Genomic DNA, 16,224 nt, shown 5'->3' with positions numbered 1-16,224 from the left:
CGTCAGGCGTCCGCCGCGACCCGGTGCTCCGCCAGGTGCGCCAGCACCGACTGGTTCGCCTCCCACCCGTCGGGGAACTTCACCGGCTCCCCGAGGCGCACCGGGTCCGCGGACGGATGCGCGTCCAGCAGCTCGGCGATCCCGGCGCGCGCCACGACCAGGCACGCGTGCCGGTGCCGGGACGCCAGCACGCACAGCCGCCCCGACTCCAGGTGGAACGCCGTCGCGTCCCGCCGCCCCGACAGCGGGTGCAGCACGACCGTCACGTCGTACTCGCGGCCCTGCAACCGGTTCGCGGTGTCGACGGTGATCTGCGAGCCGAGCGGGCCGAGCGCCGCGCGGATCGCCGTGACCTGGTCGCGGTGCGCCGCGCCCACCGCGATCCGGTCCGCGCCGACCGGCCGCGCGCCCGCTTCGGAGCGCGCCGTCGCGCCGCGCGCCAGCAGCCGCGCCGCCAGCGCCGCCGTCGCCGCGACCGCCGCGGCGTCGGTGCGCGGCGTGTGCCGGGCGGGCAGCTCGTACAGCGCCCAGCCGGAGCGGGCGGCCTCGTCCAGCGCGCGGTCGTGCGCGGAGCCGGTGCCGGGCTCGCCGAACTCCAGGCGGCGGTCGCCCGGGCCCGTCCCGGACCGGAACCCGGTGAACGGGTAGAACGCCCGCGACACCACCGGCGCGGCGGACGCGGGCAGCCGCCACGACACCGGCAGCCGGTGGACCGGCAGTTCGGGGTTGTGCGCGAGCAGCACCGACACGGCGCTGCGCGTCGGGTCCCAGGCCAGGCCCGCCCAGCGTTCCATCTCCACCGTCGAGAACGGGTCGAGCTGGCCGGGGTCGCCGACGAACAGCGCCCGCTCGAACCGGCCCGCGATGCGCAGCAGCATGTCCGAGCGCATCTGGTACGCCTCGTCCACGATCGCCCACGGCCAGGAGCCCTCCGACAGCGTCGCCCACTTGGCGGCGGTCGCGATGACGACGGCGCGGTCGGCGAGGTCGTCGGCCTTCTGCGCGACGCGGACCGACGGGCGTCGGACGCGGTCGGGCGCGAGGTAGCCCGCCGCCGACAGCCGCCCGAGCGGCAGGTCGGGGTGCTCGCCGGCGATCCGCTCGACCAGGTCGTCCACCTGCTCGTTGGTCTGCGCGACGATCATCAGCCGCTCGCCCGCCGCCGCCAGGTGGCCCGTCGCGCGCACCACCAGCGTCGACTTGCCCGCGCCCGGCGGGGAGTCCACGACCACGCCGCGGTGCGTCCCGTCCAGGTCGGCCAGGACGGCGTCCACCACGGCGGCCGCGGCGGCGGACGGGTCGGCGGTGTCCAGCAGGGTCACGACCACTCCTCGGCGGCGTCGGAATCGGTCGGGACGTACTCGGCGGGCGGCCCGCCGTGCGTCCACGGCGTGTCGGCCGACTCGGGGAACCGCGCCGGGCCGAACGATCCCGGCACCACCGAGGTGAAGCACACGCGGTCGCCCTCGGCGGGCACCGCGCCCGGCTCGGGGACGAGCTTGCGGCCGAGGCCGCCGGTCAGCTCCACCAGCACGTCGCCCGCGCCGGACTCCACGATCCGGCCCTTCAGCGCGGGCCGGTCCGCGCTGCACACCGTCGCGCCCGGTTCCAGGCGGACGGGGTCCGGCGTCGCGATCCGCACGCGCGGCCGCAGTTTCGGCCGCTTGCCCGACTCGTCCAGCCGCGTCGGGTCGGACTCGGCCACCGTCCCCGCGAACGCCTGCCCCGTCAGCCGGTACTCCGCCATCACCAGCGGGTCGTCGAACGCGCGGCGCGCGTCGTACTCCTCCTGGGCGCGCTCCAGCCGGTGCAGCCGCCGCGCCGCCGCGACCGCCGAGTCGCGGCGCGCCTGCGGGACGCCCTCGGCGAACCCGGCGTGGAACAGCGTGAACGCGTCCCGGTCCCGCTCCCAGCGGTCCGCGACGCTCGCGCCGGGCGGCAGCGCGCGCAGCAGGTCCACCGCGTGCCACGCCGCGTCCCACGTCGGGACGAGCTGCGACTCCAGGGCCGCGCGCAGGCGCGCCTCGGCGCGCGGGTCGCCGCCGGACGCGTCCCACGCCGCGATGGCCGGGGCCAGCACCTCGTTGTCGAACGTCGGGTCCGTCGCGGGACCGGCGGGCGGGCACCGCAGCGGGTCCTCGGCGCGGGCGGCGGCGGCCGGGCCGTCCAGCCCGGCGGGCGGGTCGATCCAGCCGAGCAGCGCGGCCAGGTTCGCGTCCTCCAGCGCGCTCTGCCCGGTCGCCCAGTGCAGCCGCAGCGCGTCGGTCAGCGCCAGCAGCAGCGACGAGCCCGGCCGGTCGCGGCGCTCGGCGAACCACGTCAGCCAGCGGCCGAGCGCGGGCACCGCCGCCTCCACCGCGTGCGGTCCCTCGGTGCGGCGGAACCGCGTGGAGCGGCCGAGCAGCCGCAGGAACGCCGCGCCGCCGCCGTTCGGCACGAGGATCTGCGGCGCGCCGGTGTAGCGGACGCGCTCCTCGCCGTCCCTGCCCGGCCCCAGCGGCTCGGCCGCACCCCGCGACGCCTCGACGTGCTCCAGCACGACCTTCGCCAGCTCCGCCGCGAACGCGAACCGCAGGTCCCGGTTGCGCGGCTGCGGGACGACGAGCAGCGCCGGATCGGCGCGGTCCGTCCCGAGCAGCACCGCCAGCGGCGCGGCGGCCTCCCCGGCGAGCCGCAGCGGGACCATCAGCAGCGGCGCGTCGGCCAGATGGCAGTGCCGGACCGTCGCCAGCGGGCGGGCGCGGCCCGCGTCGACCGCCTCCAGCCGGGCCAGCGCGGACAGGACGCTCACGCCGCGCCCCCCAGCGCCTCGCGGCGCAGCCGGGCCGCCGTCCGCAGCAGCGCCGCCGTCTCCGCCAGCTCGGCGGGCGGCTCGGCGGTCCCGCGCGCCAGCGCCAGCGCCGCGCCGACCGTGTCGACGCCGCCGAGGTCGTCGCGGACGCCCCGGCCGAGGACGCCGGTCGCGCCGCAGGCCCGCGCCTCGTCCCGGCAGAAGTACGCCATCTCGCAGCCCGACACGCACTCGGGCGCGTACCGCGCGCCGACCGCGCGGACCGCGTCGCCGAGGCCCTCGTCCAGCGCGAACGACAGGTCGGGCGGCAGGTCCGCCAGGATGTCCCGCACCCGGGTGAGCCGCGCGAGCTGCCGCTCCAGCACCGCGAGCTGCGGGCGGACGTCCACCGGCGTCGCGGACGGCCGGTTCGAGAAGTCCTCCGGGCACACCAGGAAGATCTCGTGCGCCACCCGCGCCGGGTCGTGGCCCAGCTCCGCGACCAGGCGGCGCAGCGCCAGGACGTACACCGCCGCCTGCCGCGCGGCCGCCGCGACCTGCTCGGGCTCGGCCTGCCCGTCGACGACGGCGAACGACTTGATCTCCACGACGTGGAACCGGCCGCCGAGCTGGAACGCGATGACGTCCGGCTCCAGGTACGCCGGGTGCCCGGCGATGTCCAGGCGCAGCATCGGGTGGTCGAACAGGGTGCCCTCGGCCGAGTCCAGCGCCCGCGCGAGCAGCCGCCGCGTCCGCGCGTGCCGCGCCTCCCGGCTCTCGCCGTCCTCCACGGCCAGGTCGTCGTAGAAAACCTCCGCGACGGCCAGGCCGAGCCGGTCGCGCAGCAGGGTCAGCAGCTCGGCGCAGCCGTCGGCCTTCACCTGCGCCTCGAACGCGTTGCCGCGCGCGAGGGCGAACTGCGACTGGCCGAACGGCGTCCCGAACCCCAGGTGGCGCGCGACCGCGTCCTTGTCGACGCCCGCCGCGTCCAGCACGCCGCGCCGCGCGCAGCCGGGGTTCGCGGTGAGCGCGGCGATCGTCCGCGCGTCGTGGTTGCGCGGCGGCGCGCCCGCGCGCAGCCGGTCCAGGTCCGGGGCCGTGTCCGCGGTGTTCTCGGTCATCGTGCTACTCCGTGGGTCCGGTCGGGAGCGGGGCGCGCGCCGAACAGCAGCCCGGCGGCGTCCAGGCGGGCGGCGGCGCGGCGCGCGGCCCGCGCGCGGTCGCGGGCGTCGGCGGCGGCGTGGACCGCCAGCTCGGCGCGCGCGGCTTCGGCGAGCGCCGCCGCATCGACTGTACCGACGCCACCGGCGGCCGCACCGGGAATGTTGGCCGCGAAACGCCGCAGCAGGCGTTCCGCTCGGTCGGGGCCGAGCCGCGCCGCGTGCTCGGCGACGCGCACGGCGGCGGTGAGGAAGTCCGTGCGCGCGCTGCGCGGGCCGATCATCCGTGTCTCCGGCGGCCAGGTGCTCAGCGCGAGCAGGCCGCGCGCCGGGGTGAGGGCGTCCGCCGTCAGCGCCGCGCACACGTAGTACGGACGGGCGTCCGGCGCGCTGCGGAACGCGCGCTCCTCGGCGCGTCTGAGGTCGGCCGGGCGCGGCACCGACAGGCCCGGCCCGTCCAGGAACGCGTGGTGGACCGCGCCGACCAGCTTCGGCGCGGCGGGGACGCCGATCAGCGCGAGCACCCGGTGGACGCGCTCGCGCAGCGGCACGCGCGGCACGTGCTCCGGCGGGGGAGCGGCGGCGTCCCGCGCGCGCTCGGCGGCGCGCAGCTCCGCGCGGAGCCGCCGGGCGTCCGTCCGGTCGCCCGCCGCCACCGCCCGCCGGACGGCCGTCCGCAGCGCCTCGACGCCCGCCGGGGGAAGATCGGGGGACATGGGCGCGACCCTAGCGCGGCGACCGGACAGTTCCCGCCCGGCCGGACCTGGTCACCCGCGCTGGTCGCGCCGCAGCGGGTGGTCCTCGGGGATCTCCACCAGCACGATCCGCACTCCTTCGGGGTCCTCGATCCACATCTCGATCAGGCCCCACGGCTCCCGGCGCGGCTCCCGGGCGATCGTCGCGCCCGCCGCCGCGAGCCGCGCGTGCTCGGCGGAGACGTCCCTGACCTGCAGCCAGATCATCGGCGCGCCCGCCGGGGCGTCGCCGTGCCCGGACACCTCCAGGAACCCCGGCCCGAGGAAGAACACCGTGCCCGGATCGTCGCGCGGGCCGAACTCCCGGTAGACCGCGAGGCCCAGGACGTCCCGGTAGAACCGGCGGCTGCGGGCGGGATCGGCGGGCCGCAGCAGGATGCGGCTGCTCAGTACCTCCATGCGTCCATCTTCGCCCGGCGCGCCGCCGTGCCAGCATGGCGGCATGACCCTTCCCCACCCGGAGGCGTCGCCCGGCGCCGTGCGCGCCGACCTCGCCGCCGGCGCGCCCGCCCTTCCGCGCACCTGGCTGGTCCGGCACGGCGAGAGCGAGTCCAACGCCGGGCTGCCCACGCTCGGGCCCGGCGCCGCGCCGCTCACCGCGCGCGGCCGCGCGCAGGCCGCCCGCGTCGCCGCCGCGCTCGACGCGCCGCCCGCGCTCATCGTCGCGTCGCCGTTCACGCGCGCCCGGGAGACCGCCGAGCCCGCGCGGAAACGATTCCCCGACGCGCCGTACGAGGAATGGGCCGTCCAGGAGTTCACCTACCTCGGGGCGTTCCACGCGGTGAACAGCACCGTGGACCAGCGCCGTCCGCACTCCGTCGCGTACTGGGAGCGCGCGGAACCGGACCTGCGCCTCGGCGGCGACGGCGAGACTTTCACCGCGCTCATCGCCCGCGCCCGCGCGTTCCTCGACCGGCTCGCCGCGCGGCCCGCCGGGCCCGTCGCGGTGTTCACGCACCGGCTGTTCCTGCTCGCCGTCACGTGGACGCTGACCACCGGGATCACCGAGCCGGACGCCGACGACATGCGGGCGTTCCGCCAGTACGCGCGGACGGTGCCGACGCCGAACGCGTCCGTCGTGGAGGTCTCCGGCGGCGCGGTCCGCGCCCTGGACGCCCCCGGTCAGCCGTAGGCCGGGCTCTCCGCCGGACGCTCGGAGTACGGCTCCGCGAACGCCTCCAGCGTCGCGTCCAGATGCGCCGACCACCACGCCGCCAGCGCCGCCTCGCCCGCCGGGGCTCCCGCGCCCGCCGCGCCCTCCCCGGCGACGTACCGGTGCCGCAGCGGCGCGACGTCGCACAGCCGCTCCCACCACGCCCGGTGCGCCGCGCCCTGCACCTGCTCGGCGTCCAGCGGGAACGCCGACCGGTGCCCGCGCACGAACGCCCGCACCCGCTCCAGGTCCAGGCCGCGCTCGTCGCCCGTCGCGAACAGGGCGGCGGCCGCCCGCACCACCTCGCCCGCCACCGGGCCCGTCGTCAGCGCGTCCCAGCCGAGGACGGCCGTCACGTTGCCCGCGCCGCCGTACCGCAGGTTGCCCGCGTGGAACGCGCCGTGCAGATGGCCGACGACGCTCGTGTCCGACTCCGGCGGCTGGTGGTCGGCGAACTCGGCCAGCAGCGCGCGGCGCTCGGCCAGCCGCCGCCCGGTCAGCGCCGCGAAGTCCGTGCCGTCGCCGGGGACCGCCGCCAGCAGCCGGTCGATCTCGGCGACCGCGTCGGCGGCGCGCGGCGTCGGGACGATCATCGCCTGCTGGACGGGCGGCGTGTGCGCGTCCAGCGCCGCGTGCAGCGCGCCGAGCAGCGACCCGAGCGCGTCGCACTGCGCGTACGTCAGCTCCAGCCCGCCCCGGCGGCGGCCGGTCGCCCACGGGAACAGCGCGTACCCGGTGCCGCCCGAGACGACCAGCGTCCGCCCGCCGCGCGCCGGGACGGGCGCGAGCACCGGCAGGCCCGCCCCGTCCAGCGCGGCGGCCACGCCGTGCCGGGCCACGATCGCGCGCCGGTCCGGAGCCGGGTACGCGCGCAGTAGGAACGCGTGCGGCCCCGCCTCGACGCGCCACGTCCCGGCGCCGACCGCGACGGGCGCGGCCGACGCGGGAAGCGCCCACCGCCGCAGCGGGCGCGCGGGCTCCGCGGCCTCGGTCGTGCTAGCGCTCTGTGACTCCGGCACGCAGTACCCCGGGTGGCGATCGAACGGATGTTCTGTTCGCCGCCGACGCTACACGGCCCCGCGCGCCGCGCGGAAGGGAACCGCCGCCGCGCTCAGACCCGTTCCAGCACCACGACCGGGATCGTGCGGTCCGTCTTGGTCTGGTACTCGTCGTAGGCGGGCCAGGTCGCGGTCATCTTCGACCACAGCCGGGGCCGCTCCTCGTCCGCCGCGGTGCGGGCGCGCGCCTCGAACACGTCGTCGCGGACCTGCACCGTCACGCGGTCGTCGGCGCGGAGGTTCTTGTACCACTGCGGGTCGTCCTCGGCGCCGCCCTTGGACGCGACGATCACGTACGCGTCGCCGTCCTGCTGGTAGATCAGCGGCGTCGTGCGCGGCTCGCCGCTGACGCGGCCCTTCGTCGTGAGCAGCAGCACGACCGTGCCGTTCCACTCGTGGCCGACCTCGCCGCCGGTCCTCTGGTACTCGGCGACGTGCTCCGGTCCGTACAGCATGGGATCTCCTTCCGTGCGTCCTTCGGAAGTGGATCTTCCCGGTCACGCCCGGACGATGCCGCACGGGACCGTTCCCGCACGCCGCCGCGGGGACGCCGTCACAGGTCGCGCAGGACGTCGCGCAGGAACGCGATCGTGTCGTCCGGCCGCGACGCCGTGATGCACAGGTGGTTCATCGCGCGCATGTAGGTGTCCACGTCGGACGGCTTGTCGAGGTACAGCGCGCTGGTGAGCTGCTCCAGGAACACCACGTCCGACAGGCCCGGCTCGGCGAACCGCAGGATCGTGAACGGCCCCGGCGCGGCCGCGTGGCCGCCCGCGCTGAACGGCACCACCTGCAGCGTGACGTTCGGCAGCTCCGACATCTCCAGCAGGTGCTCGATCTGGCGGCGCATCACCGCGCGGCCGCCCAGCGGCCGCCGCAGCACGCCCTCGTCCAGCACCGTCCACAGCGTCGGCGCGCCCGGCTCGGTGAACCGCCGCTGCCGCGCCCGCAGCAGGTAGACGCGGGGGTCGACGTCCTCTTCCTCGGAGGCGTCGGGGAACCCCAGCCGGATCACCGCGCGCGCGTAGTCCTCGGTCTGCAGCAGGCCGGGGACGAACTGCAGCTCGTAGCCGCGCAGCAGCGACGCCGCCTCCTCCAGCCCGAGATAGGTCTCGAACCACCCGGCCAGCACGTCGCCGTACTGGTGCCACCAGCCCGGCGTGTTCGCCTCGCGCGCCAGCTCCAGCAGCGACGAGCGCTCGGCCTGGTCCTCCACGCCGTACAGCGTGAGCAGGTCGGCGACGTCGCGCTCCTTGAACCCGACGCGGCCCAGCTCCATCCGGCTGATCTTGGAGTGCGAGCCGCGGATCTCGTACCCCGCCTGCTCGGTGGAGATCCCGCGCTCCTCGCGGAGCCGGCGCAGCCTGTTGCCCAGCAGGATGCGGAGCACGGTCGGCCCGCCGCGGCGCGGGTAGCCGAGCAGCTCTCCGCCGGTCGGTCCGTCGCCGTGCGAGGGCATCGAGACAGCAGCATCCTGGGGCAAGGTTCACCAGCCGGTCGGTTGGTCCGCACGGGGGGCGGAAAGGGCACCATTCATGGTAGGGGATCGCCGCTCCGGGCGGGAGGCATCGGATGATCACGTTCCGGGGTGACCAAGCTCTCGCCCCCCACCGGGCAACTCCCGTCCCACCTCGTCCGTCTTGTTGACAACGGCCCGGTGCGCCGCCGCGCGCGGCGTCCCGGCCGCCGGTTGGAAGCAAGATCAACCGTACGACCTGGGGGAAACCATGACCGACCACGACCTTCCCGACATCAGCTTCCTGACCTCCGGCGAGGTCTCCGACGCCGACCGGGACGCCGCGCGGGCGGCGGTCCGGTCGGCCCTCGACGGCGGCGCCGACGACGTGACGAGCGTGCGGGTGACGCTGAGCGTCGTCCCGGACGCCGACCTGCCCTGCCCCGCGCTGGCGCAGGCGATCGTCGGCGTCGACGGCGCCCGGCTGCGCGCGCAGGCGGCGGGCCGGACGCTGCCGGAGGCGATCGACCTGCTCCGCGACCGGCTGCACGTCCGCACCGCGTACCTGCGGGCGGGCTGACCCCGAGCGGCCGCGCGGCCCGGCGGGCGGACACCGCGCCCGCCGGGCCGCGCGCGTCAGAACGGCGCCGCGTCATCGGGGTCCGGTCCGTGGAGCTGCGGCGGGACCTCGTCGTACAGCCAGGCGTTCAGCGAGCCCGGCCGCCCGTCCGGCGGGCCGAGGCCGAGCAGGCGCGGGCCGATCGGCTCCCACCGGACGCGCACCGGGCCGCCCGGCCACGCGGGCGCGCCGCCGCCCCGGTACGCGGCGAGGTCCTCGCCCGTCAGCTCCGGCTCGGCGGGAATCCGGTGGACGCCGGGCCGCGCGGCGCGGGGCAGGAGCCGCTGCGCCGCCAGGCGCAGCAGGTTGAGCGCCGCCACGTCGTTGCGGCAGGACACGCCGCCGATCCGCAGCTCGGGCAGCCCGAGCCGCCGCAGCCCGCGCGTCGTCAGCTCGACGCACGCGCAGCCGTCCGGGGCGTCCTCGTCGGCGGCGCAGCGGCCGACGTCGCGGTAGGGCGGGAGCCGGACGCCGAGCCAGTCGTCGGCGAGCGCGAAGTCCGGGTCCTCCGGCAGCGCCGCCACGACCTCGCCGGTGTCGGGGTCCACGGCGGTCCCGGCCGTCGTCTCCGCGACGGCCCGGGCGACGGCGCGCGCCACCCGCGCCCCGAACGGCCGGTCGCGCGCGGGCAGGTCGGCGGTGACGCACACGTGCCGCGCCGCGGGCCGGGCCGTCACCGGGGCCAGGTCGAACGGCGACGCGGCCGCTGCCAGATCGTCGATCCGCAGCGCCGGCGTGCCGATCCGCGCGGCCGCCGCGGCCGCGAACGGCGGGCCGAGCGCGGTGAGGACGGCGGGTCCGCGCGGCCGCCGGTCCGTCGCGACGACGAACGCGGTCCGGACGGTCTCGGGGACGGTGAACGCGATGGTGCCGGGCATGGGCGCCTCCCTGGCGGGCCGATGGGGCCACCAGGCTGCGCCGGGCCGCGGCCGCGCCGGAAACCGGCGCGCGCCCTGTGGAAAACGGCGGGGCCGGGCATCGTCGCGATGCCCGGCCCCGCCGGCGGTCCCGCCCGGCGTCAGCGCGCCGAGATGTCCTCGTAGTGCCGCTCGGTCGGCCCGGTGTAGACCTGCCGCGGACGGCCGATCTTCGTCGTCGGGTCGGCCATCATCTCGCGCCACTGCGCGATCCAGCCGGGGAGGCGGCCGAGCGCGAACAGCACGGTGAACGCGTTGGTCGGGAAGCCCAGCGCCTTGTAGATCACGCCGGTGTAGAAGTCGACGTTCGGGTACAGCTTCCGCTCGGCGAAGTAGTCGTCGCTGAGGGCGACCTCTTCGAGGCGCATCGCCAGGTCGAGCAGCGGGTCGGACTTGCCGAGCGCCTCCAGGACCTTGCCGGTGGCCTTCTTCACCACGGCGGCGCGCGGGTCGTAGTTGCGGTAGACCCGGTGCCCGAAGCCCATCAGCTTGACGCCGGGCTCCTTGTTCTTCACGCGGTTGACGAACGTCTCGATGTCGTCGCCGTTGGCGTGGATGTTCTCCAGCATCTCCAGGACGGCCTGGTTCGCGCCGCCGTGCAGCGGGCCGAACAGCGCGTCAACGCCCGCCGACACCGAGGAGAACAGGTTCGCCTGGCTGGACCCGACGAGGCGGACCGTCGAGGTCGAGCAGTTCTGCTCGTGGTCGGCGTGCAGGATGAAGAGCATGTCGAGCACCCGGACGATCTCCGGGTCGATCTCGTACGGCTCGGTCGGCAGGCCGAACGTCATCCGCAGGAAGTTCTCGACGTAGCCGAGCGAGTTGTCCGGGTAGAGCAGCGGCTGCCCGATGGACGTCTTGTACGCGTACGCCGCGATCGTCGGGAGCTTGGCGATGAGCCGGACGCTCGACAGGTCCACCTGCTCGGCGTCGAACGGGTCGAGGCTGTCCTGGTAGAAGGTCGACAGCGCGCTGACGGCCGACGACAGCACCGCCATCGGGTGCGCGCGGCGCGGGAACGCCGAGAAGAAGGCGCGGAACTTCTCGTCCAGCAGCGTGTGTTTGCGTACCTTGTCGGTGAATTCCCACAGCTTGTCGGAGGTGGGCAGCTCACCGTAGATGAGCAGGTACGCGACCTCCAGGAACGACGACTTCTCCGCCAGCTCCTCGATCGGGTAGCCGCGGTAGCGGAGAATTCCCGCCTCGCCGTCGATGTAGGTGATCGCCGACGTGGTGGACGCGGTGTTGGTGAACCCCGGGTCGAGGGTGACGTGGCCCGTTTCCTTGAGCAGGCTGCCGATGCCGAAACCGGACGGCCCCTCGCTAGACCCGGTCACCTCCAGCGGCATCCGGCCACCCGCGTGGTTGAGCTCGAAATCGGACATGCTCGCTCGCTCCCAACTCCGTCCACACCTGCGTAGACGTTCCGTCGTTCATCGTAACCAGCCGATCATGCAGGTCGTTCCGGACCTCTCCGGCCACCGGGGTACCGCCGACAGGCTGCCGGCGGACCGTCGCGCGGCCTCGCGCAACGGCTCCCGACCGCGTCGAAAACCCGTCTGGACCGGCGCGGGCGGCCTTCCGCTCCGTGCCCGCGAGCGTCCGGTGTCACGATCATCACACCTGGGCGCGATGGGCTCTTCGAGTGATAATGATCTCAGTGTCCGGCTGCTTTCCGGGGTGCCCCTGCCCGGACTCGCGCGGGTGATTCACGGGCGGACGCCGACGTCGCTCGCCGGGGTTTTCCACAGAATTGAATTCGGTTTCCGTGCGTCTTCGCGGTCGGCCGACGCTGGTCCCCGACTGCGAACGGAGGCCGAAATGCCGAACACGTACGGGCCGCGGCGATTCGCCGCGCGCCTCGACCTCGCCGACTGGCAGTTCCGGGCCGCCCGCGCCCGGGACCTCCTGCCCGCGCCCGACGCCGGGAACGACCGCTGGTCCGCCGCGCTCGTGGCGGAGTGCGCCGGGCGGGCCGACGCCCTGCGCGCGGAACTCGGCTCCGACCCGCCGCTCGGCGGCGCGCGCGGCGCGGCCCGGCTCGCCGCCCGGGTCCGGCTCGACGTGGAGCGCGTCGACGTGGACGTGCTCGCCGCCAGCGGGATCATCGCGCCCGCCGGGCACTTCCGCGGCCACCTGATCTACCACGCGGCCGACCTCGACGCCGTGCCCGCCGCGGTGCTCGCCGACGTCGTCGCCGCGCGCAAGGGCCCGCTCGCCGGGACGGTCGACGCCGAGGGCGCGGCGCGCGTCCTCGGCTGGCGGCGCGCCCAGTTCGAGCGGGTCGCGGAGTCGCGCGGGCTCACGGCGGACGCCCTCGGCCGCTACCCCCTCGACGACGTCCGCGCGCTGGCGGACGACGCGGACCTGATGGCCGAGAACCGCGCCGAGACCGAGCGCGTCGAGACCGAGCGCGCGCTGCGCGCCGAGACCCGGCACGCCGCCGCGCTGCGCCGCTGGTGGGACGAGTGCGCCGCCTACATCGACGGCGCGGCCCCCCGCCCGCCCACCCTGGCCGACGCCCGCCGCGCCCTCGGCGGCCTCACCACCGCCCGCCGAACGCTGACCACCCTCCGGCCCCCGGCCACGGAGTAGGTGGTGTTGCCGAAGTTCCGGCCCACGGCCCTCGGCTGGCGGCTCGGGCCTGACCGGGAGGTGACGGGTCCGCGCCGCCGAGGGCGGCGGCGCGGACGCCGGATCAGCGCTTCTTCAGGAGGCCCGCGCGGCGGCGGCGCGGCGCGGAGGGCTGGGGGACCAGCGTGTAGAGGCGGTCCCGCGCGGCGGTCCGGGAGATGCCGGGGAGCCGGTCGGGCAGCCGGTCCGCCAGGCCCGCGGCGGCGCGGACGCCGCCCTCGCCGTCCACCTCCGCGCGCTCGCCCGGCCAGTCGCCGAGCAGCACCGCGGCGACCTCGCCGGGATGCGCGGCGACCAGGCGCTCGATGCGCTCCCGCTCGTTCTCGCAGTCCGCGACGAGCAGGAACCGGCGCGTGCAGGCCCCGCCCGCCTCCCGGCGGATGGCCAGCTCGGTCTCCATCGACCCGAGCGCCGACTCGAGGTTGCCCGGCAGGAACAGGCCCGCCGGACCGCCCTCCAGCAACTCGTCCTCCGCGAGGCCGAAGAGGGCGACCGCGTCGGGGCGGGGCACGACGACGAGTGCGCTGTCCTCGAAGTCCTCCAGCGCGGCGAGGGCCAGCACGCGCGCGGCGGCGGGCGACCCCGGGCCGGACAGGCCCATCAGCGGCACCGAGAACGGGTCGATCGCCGGACGGTAGGTGAAGCGCACCTTGGGCTCCGGCTCGACCTCGACGGACACGGGGGAGAAGACCGGCCCGAGCATCGCCTGCACCCGGCGGCGCAGCGGATAGGCCAGCGCGACGAGCGAGAGGAGCAGCCCGAGCAGCACGAACGGGGGCCGGACCGGCCGCTCGGGGCGGCCGTCGCCCGCCCGCGGCGCGGGCACCGGGACCGGCGCGGGCGCGGCCGGCGCCGCGGACGGCCCGGCGGCCGGGCTCTTCGCGGGCCGGGCCGACGGGTCGGGGTCGGGACGCGCGGGCCGGTGCCGGCCGGCGCGCGCCGGGCGCGGCGGCGGCTGGCGGCGCTGCGGCTTGACGTGCTTGTGCCGGGCCGCGACGCCGCGCCGCTGGTTCGGCGCGGCGCCGCGCCCGGCGGCCTGGAGCTCCTGCCAGGCCCGGCACATGCGGGCGAGCCGCCAGTCGGGGATGGCCGACAGGTCGCACATCGCGGACACCGAGGTCCGCTCGGCCGGCCGCGGGGGCGCGGCGGCGCGCGCGGGCCCCGCCGTGCCGAAGGCGACGGTCCCGGCCACGACCGCGCAGCCGAGCGCTCCGCGTGCGGAGCGCAGGACCGCGCTGTAACTGCCTTGTGGGTTCATTCACTGCCCCGGGGGGATCGCGGTGGTCACCGTAAGGGGACCGATCGTAGCCACTCCGGCTACGGAGCGTTGACCATTGGTCACAACTGATCGGGGAAGTGTCGGCCGACCGCGACATTCAGCGAGATCGCCGTCAGTTCCGTCCCTTCCGGGCGGCGACTCCGAAGCGTGACGAGAACCACCGGGATTGTGGTCGGACCATCGGTGGTTCCGGGAGTGGTCCAAAACGGGGTTTCGGCGGTGTCGGGAGGTTTCGGGCGGCCGGTGGGTCGTCGGGCGGGAGCGTGCCTCGGGCCGGTTCGGACGGCCGCACGGGCTCGGGCGCAACGGTTTCGGGCGTGCTTGCGGGTGTGAGTCAACTGTCCCGCGCTGACACGCCGTACGCCGTGAAAAAGACCGGCATCGGCCGATCTTGTGCTGTTCCTGCGGTAACGCGGGGGGATTTGCGGGCAATGTGTACGTTGGGTAGATCAACAGTGCTGTGAGCTGCGGGATCGGACCCCGCACTCCGGCTGACACGCAGGAGGTACACGTGAGTCGCACTCTGGCGAGGGGAACCCGGGTCACCGGTGCCGAACGCACCCAGCTCGCGGCCGAACTGGCGCCGCGCTACGCGGCCGGGGAGAGCATCCGCGACCTGGCGGCGGAGACCGGCCGCTCCTACGGGTTCATCTACAACGTGCTCAAGGAGGCGGGCGTCCCGCTGCGCGGGCGCGGCGGGAACACCCGCCGCAAGAAGGGCTGAGCGCGTGTCCCCCTCGCCCCCCGGGGGGACGGACGGGTCTCACGGTCCGCGGGACGGATCGGCCACCGCAGGCCGTCCGTCGAGGCCGGCCAGGTCGGCCGCCGCCCGCCCGGCCGCCCAGCCTTCCGGATTCGAGACCGTCCCGGCCCGGCCCCTGACCAGGTCGGGGAACAGCGCGTCCACGGCCCGGCCGACGGCGGCGTCCCGCGCGGCCAGCAGCGGGACGAGGTCAGTGCCGCCCGCCCGCCGTCCGGCCCGGTCGGCCGCCTGCCCGGCGGCCGCGCGCAGGCGCTCCCCGACGCGCGCCGCGTAGGCGTTCAGGAAGGAGTGCCGGAACGAGCGGGTCCGCGCGGTCCCGCGCGCGTCCCGCCGCGGTCCGGCGTGCGTCATCGCCGACGTGGCCTGGACCAGCAGCGACGTGAACAGCAGGTCCGCCGCCGCGAGGTCGGCCGGATGGCCGACGACGGTGGCCAGCCCGAGTTCGCGGTGCCACACGGCCCGGCACCGGTTCGCCTCGGCGACCACGGTCAGCAGGACGGCCTTGGCCGATTCGTAGGGGCTCTCGACGACGATCCGGCGGCCCCGCGGAACGTCGCCGCCGCCCGTCCGCGCCAGCAGCGCGCGGTCGATGCTGTGCCGCGCCATCAGCTCCTGCGCCCGGGCGCTCAGCGCCTCGGCCTCGCTCGGGAACTCGGTGGACTCGGCCTTGGCGAGCAGGGCGCGGACCCGGCCGAGCACGCGCGGGTCGGCCCCCGGCGACGGCTCGCCCGGCGATGGGACCGTTCCAGGCAGCGGCCCGATCCGCGCCATCCGCGGCGCCCTCCGCAACACCCGCAACACCTCGACCCCGACGCCGACCAGTTCCTCGGGCTCCGCCCGGTTCCGAGCACACCACGCTTCCGCGTACCACCCGTCCCCCTCCGAGGCCCCGCGCGCCCCGAAACTCGGCTCGCTCTGACGCCCGGATTTCGGCCCACCCGGCTCGCCGCCCGTCGGCCCGAAATTCGTTCCGGATTCGGGTCCGCCCGGTTCGCAGCCCGCCGGTCGGCGCGTCGGCTCGGCATCCGGTCCGCGCCCGGGATCGCTCGGCCGATGGCCCGGTCGGCACGCCGACCCGGGACTCGACCTGCGCGTCGGTCCGCGTTCCGGGCCATCCGGCCCGTTGTTCGCCGGGCCGCGCTCTGATCCGGAACCCGGCGCGCGCGCCGGCCCGGCTTTCTGGCCGTCCGGCACAACGTCGGCCGGGCGGCTCGGTCCGGAAGCCCGTTCGTGTGCCGACTCGTGCGATGGGCGGTGGTCTGGGGCGGTCCACCAGGGGGTCGCGCCGAGGTCGGCGGGTTGGGCGCGCCAGACGGGGTCGGCGGCGGCCGGGTAGGCGCGGAGTTCGGCGGCGACGGCGTCCAGGACGACGCGGCGGTGGCGGGCGGTGCGGCCGCGCGCCGCGTAGGCGGCCAGGTCGGCGGGCTGCCAGCCGCGTTCCCAGCAGGCGGTGACGGCCGACGACAGTTCGAGCAGCAGGGCGCGGCCCGTGGCGTCCGGCCACAGCGGGCCGCGCGCGAGCATCGCGGCGCAGCGTTCGTCGTGCGCGCGGGCCAGTTCGGCGAGCAGCGTCCGCGCGGTGGCGAGCGCGGCCCCGCCGGTCGTCGCCGTCATCGCGGCCTCCCCCCGGTCGCCGACGATCCTGCCATCGCGGGCGGCG

The 16,224-nt window shown here is 76.5% G+C and carries 16 protein-coding genes; 4 read left to right on the top strand and 12 right to left on the bottom strand.

The features are described 5' to 3' along the window. Positions 1 to 2 precede the first annotated feature (2 nt). Genes G339_RS0107625 through G339_RS0107605 form a run of 5 tightly spaced genes read right to left on the bottom strand, consistent with a single transcriptional unit; the run spans position 3 to position 5,084 of the window. Positions 3 to 1,322 carry an AAA family ATPase gene (locus G339_RS0107625; RefSeq protein ID WP_240489759.1) on the bottom strand — a complete coding sequence of 440 codons (1,320 nt, stop codon included), beginning with the start codon at positions 1,320 to 1,322 and terminating at the stop codon, positions 3 to 5. Continuing rightward, on the bottom strand, positions 1,319 to 2,791 hold the full coding sequence (locus G339_RS0107620) for a hypothetical protein (protein WP_019630479.1): 1,473 nt from the start codon (positions 2,789 to 2,791) through the stop codon (positions 1,319 to 1,321). Before G339_RS0107620 ends, G339_RS0107625 begins: the two co-directional genes overlap by 4 nt. Continuing rightward, a complete protein-coding gene (locus tag G339_RS0107615) occupies positions 2,788 to 3,891 on the bottom strand; it encodes a hypothetical protein (RefSeq protein ID WP_019630478.1) in 1,104 nt (367 codons plus the stop codon). Before G339_RS0107615 ends, G339_RS0107620 begins: the two co-directional genes overlap by 4 nt. Beyond that, complete coding sequence (locus G339_RS32960; protein ID WP_019630477.1) at positions 3,888 to 4,646, bottom strand: hypothetical protein; 759 nt, start codon at positions 4,644 to 4,646, stop codon at positions 3,888 to 3,890. The genes G339_RS0107615 and G339_RS32960 overlap by 4 nt, the downstream gene beginning before the upstream one ends. Before the next feature lie 51 nt (positions 4,647 to 4,697). Continuing rightward, positions 4,698 to 5,084, bottom strand: a complete 387-nt coding sequence (locus tag G339_RS0107605; RefSeq protein ID WP_019630476.1) for a VOC family protein — start codon at positions 5,082 to 5,084, stop codon at positions 4,698 to 4,700. 43 nt (positions 5,085 to 5,127) lie between these two features. Here G339_RS0107605 and G339_RS32955 point away from each other — a divergent pair, with 43 nt between their 5' ends. After that, positions 5,128 to 5,817, top strand: coding sequence for a histidine phosphatase family protein (locus G339_RS32955; RefSeq protein ID WP_019630475.1), 690 nt, complete (start codon positions 5,128 to 5,130; stop codon positions 5,815 to 5,817). Here G339_RS32955 and G339_RS0107595 read toward each other — a convergent pair. From G339_RS0107595 to G339_RS0107585, 3 genes are all read right to left on the bottom strand, one after another. Further along, positions 5,808 to 6,857, bottom strand: coding sequence for a phosphotransferase enzyme family protein (locus tag G339_RS0107595; RefSeq protein ID WP_019630474.1), 1,050 nt, complete (start codon positions 6,855 to 6,857; stop codon positions 5,808 to 5,810). The genes G339_RS32955 and G339_RS0107595 overlap by 10 nt on opposite strands. 92 nt (positions 6,858 to 6,949) lie before the next feature. Then, positions 6,950 to 7,351 (bottom strand): nitroreductase family deazaflavin-dependent oxidoreductase, encoded by a 402-nt coding sequence (locus G339_RS0107590; protein WP_019630473.1) that lies wholly within the window; start codon positions 7,349 to 7,351, stop codon positions 6,950 to 6,952. Positions 7,352 to 7,449: 98 nt separating this feature from the next. Then, the gene (locus G339_RS0107585; RefSeq protein ID WP_019630472.1) at positions 7,450 to 8,355 is read right to left on the bottom strand and encodes a helix-turn-helix domain-containing protein; all 906 of its coding nucleotides are present in this window, start codon (positions 8,353 to 8,355) and stop codon (positions 7,450 to 7,452) included. Between the two features lie 268 nt (positions 8,356 to 8,623). Here G339_RS0107585 and G339_RS0107580 point away from each other — a divergent pair, with 268 nt between their 5' ends. Beyond that, on the top strand, positions 8,624 to 8,932 hold the full coding sequence (locus G339_RS0107580; RefSeq protein ID WP_019630471.1) for an HPF/RaiA family ribosome-associated protein: 309 nt from the start codon (positions 8,624 to 8,626) through the stop codon (positions 8,930 to 8,932). A gap of 56 nt (positions 8,933 to 8,988) precedes the next feature. Here G339_RS0107580 and G339_RS0107575 read toward each other — a convergent pair whose 3' ends face one another. Both G339_RS0107575 and G339_RS0107570 read right to left on the bottom strand, forming a co-directional pair. After that, complete coding sequence (locus tag G339_RS0107575) at positions 8,989 to 9,849, bottom strand: hypothetical protein (protein WP_019630470.1); 861 nt, start codon at positions 9,847 to 9,849, stop codon at positions 8,989 to 8,991. Between the two features lie 140 nt (positions 9,850 to 9,989). Next, positions 9,990 to 11,273, bottom strand: a complete 1,284-nt coding sequence (locus G339_RS0107570) for a citrate synthase (protein ID WP_019630469.1) — start codon at positions 11,271 to 11,273, stop codon at positions 9,990 to 9,992. A gap of 436 nt (positions 11,274 to 11,709) precedes the next feature. On the opposite strand from G339_RS0107570, the gene G339_RS36530 reads away from it, so the two are divergent. Next, positions 11,710 to 12,483, top strand: a complete 774-nt coding sequence (locus tag G339_RS36530) for a hypothetical protein (protein ID WP_019630468.1) — start codon at positions 11,710 to 11,712, stop codon at positions 12,481 to 12,483. Between the two features lie 103 nt (positions 12,484 to 12,586). Here the strand turns inward: G339_RS36530 and G339_RS0107560 are convergent, their stop codons facing one another. Next, positions 12,587 to 13,780 carry a hypothetical protein gene (locus tag G339_RS0107560; protein WP_157407426.1) on the bottom strand — a complete coding sequence of 398 codons (1,194 nt, stop codon included), beginning with the start codon at positions 13,778 to 13,780 and terminating at the stop codon, positions 12,587 to 12,589. A 532-nt stretch (positions 13,781 to 14,312) separates the two neighbouring features. On the opposite strand from G339_RS0107560, the gene G339_RS0107555 reads away from it, so the two are divergent. Further along, on the top strand, positions 14,313 to 14,525 hold the full coding sequence (locus G339_RS0107555; RefSeq protein ID WP_019630467.1) for a helix-turn-helix domain-containing protein: 213 nt from the start codon (positions 14,313 to 14,315) through the stop codon (positions 14,523 to 14,525). A 39-nt stretch (positions 14,526 to 14,564) separates the two neighbouring features. On the opposite strand, the gene G339_RS39760 is transcribed toward G339_RS0107555, so the two are convergent. Further along, complete coding sequence (locus G339_RS39760) at positions 14,565 to 16,178, bottom strand: DUF2786 domain-containing protein (RefSeq protein ID WP_019630466.1); 1,614 nt, start codon at positions 16,176 to 16,178, stop codon at positions 14,565 to 14,567. Between the last annotated feature and the right edge of the window lie 46 nt (positions 16,179 to 16,224).

This window comes from Actinomadura atramentaria DSM 43919, from assembly GCF_000381885.1.
GTDB classification, from domain to species: Bacteria; Actinomycetota; Actinomycetes; order Streptosporangiales; family Streptosporangiaceae; genus Spirillospora; species Spirillospora atramentaria.
This window is presented reverse-complemented; position numbering and strand designations above follow the sequence as displayed.

Excerpts from the sequence above, each read along its gene's own strand:
- G339_RS0107615 (WP_019630478.1), bottom strand. The coding sequence starts at position 3,891 with ATGACCGAGAACACCGCGGACACGGCCCCGGACCTGGACCGGCTGCGC.
- G339_RS32960 (WP_019630477.1), bottom strand. The coding sequence starts at position 4,646 with ATGTCCCCCGATCTTCCCCCGGCGGGCGTCGAGGCGCTGCGGACGGCC.
- G339_RS0107605 (WP_019630476.1), bottom strand. The coding sequence starts at position 5,084 with ATGGAGGTACTGAGCAGCCGCATCCTGCTGCGGCCCGCCGATCCCGCC.
- G339_RS32955 (WP_019630475.1), top strand. The coding sequence starts at position 5,128 with ATGACCCTTCCCCACCCGGAGGCGTCGCCCGGCGCCGTGCGCGCCGAC.
- G339_RS0107590 (WP_019630473.1), bottom strand. The coding sequence starts at position 7,351 with ATGCTGTACGGACCGGAGCACGTCGCCGAGTACCAGAGGACCGGCGGC.
- G339_RS0107585 (WP_019630472.1), bottom strand. The coding sequence starts at position 8,355 with ATGCCCTCGCACGGCGACGGACCGACCGGCGGAGAGCTGCTCGGCTAC.
- G339_RS0107580 (WP_019630471.1), top strand. The coding sequence starts at position 8,624 with ATGACCGACCACGACCTTCCCGACATCAGCTTCCTGACCTCCGGCGAG.
- G339_RS0107575 (WP_019630470.1), bottom strand. The coding sequence starts at position 9,849 with ATGCCCGGCACCATCGCGTTCACCGTCCCCGAGACCGTCCGGACCGCG.
- G339_RS0107570 (WP_019630469.1), bottom strand. The coding sequence starts at position 11,273 with ATGTCCGATTTCGAGCTCAACCACGCGGGTGGCCGGATGCCGCTGGAG.
- G339_RS36530 (WP_019630468.1), top strand. The coding sequence starts at position 11,710 with ATGCCGAACACGTACGGGCCGCGGCGATTCGCCGCGCGCCTCGACCTC.
- G339_RS0107560 (WP_157407426.1), bottom strand. The coding sequence starts at position 13,780 with ATGAACCCACAAGGCAGTTACAGCGCGGTCCTGCGCTCCGCACGCGGA.
- G339_RS39760 (WP_019630466.1), bottom strand. The coding sequence starts at position 16,178 with ATGACGGCGACGACCGGCGGGGCCGCGCTCGCCACCGCGCGGACGCTG.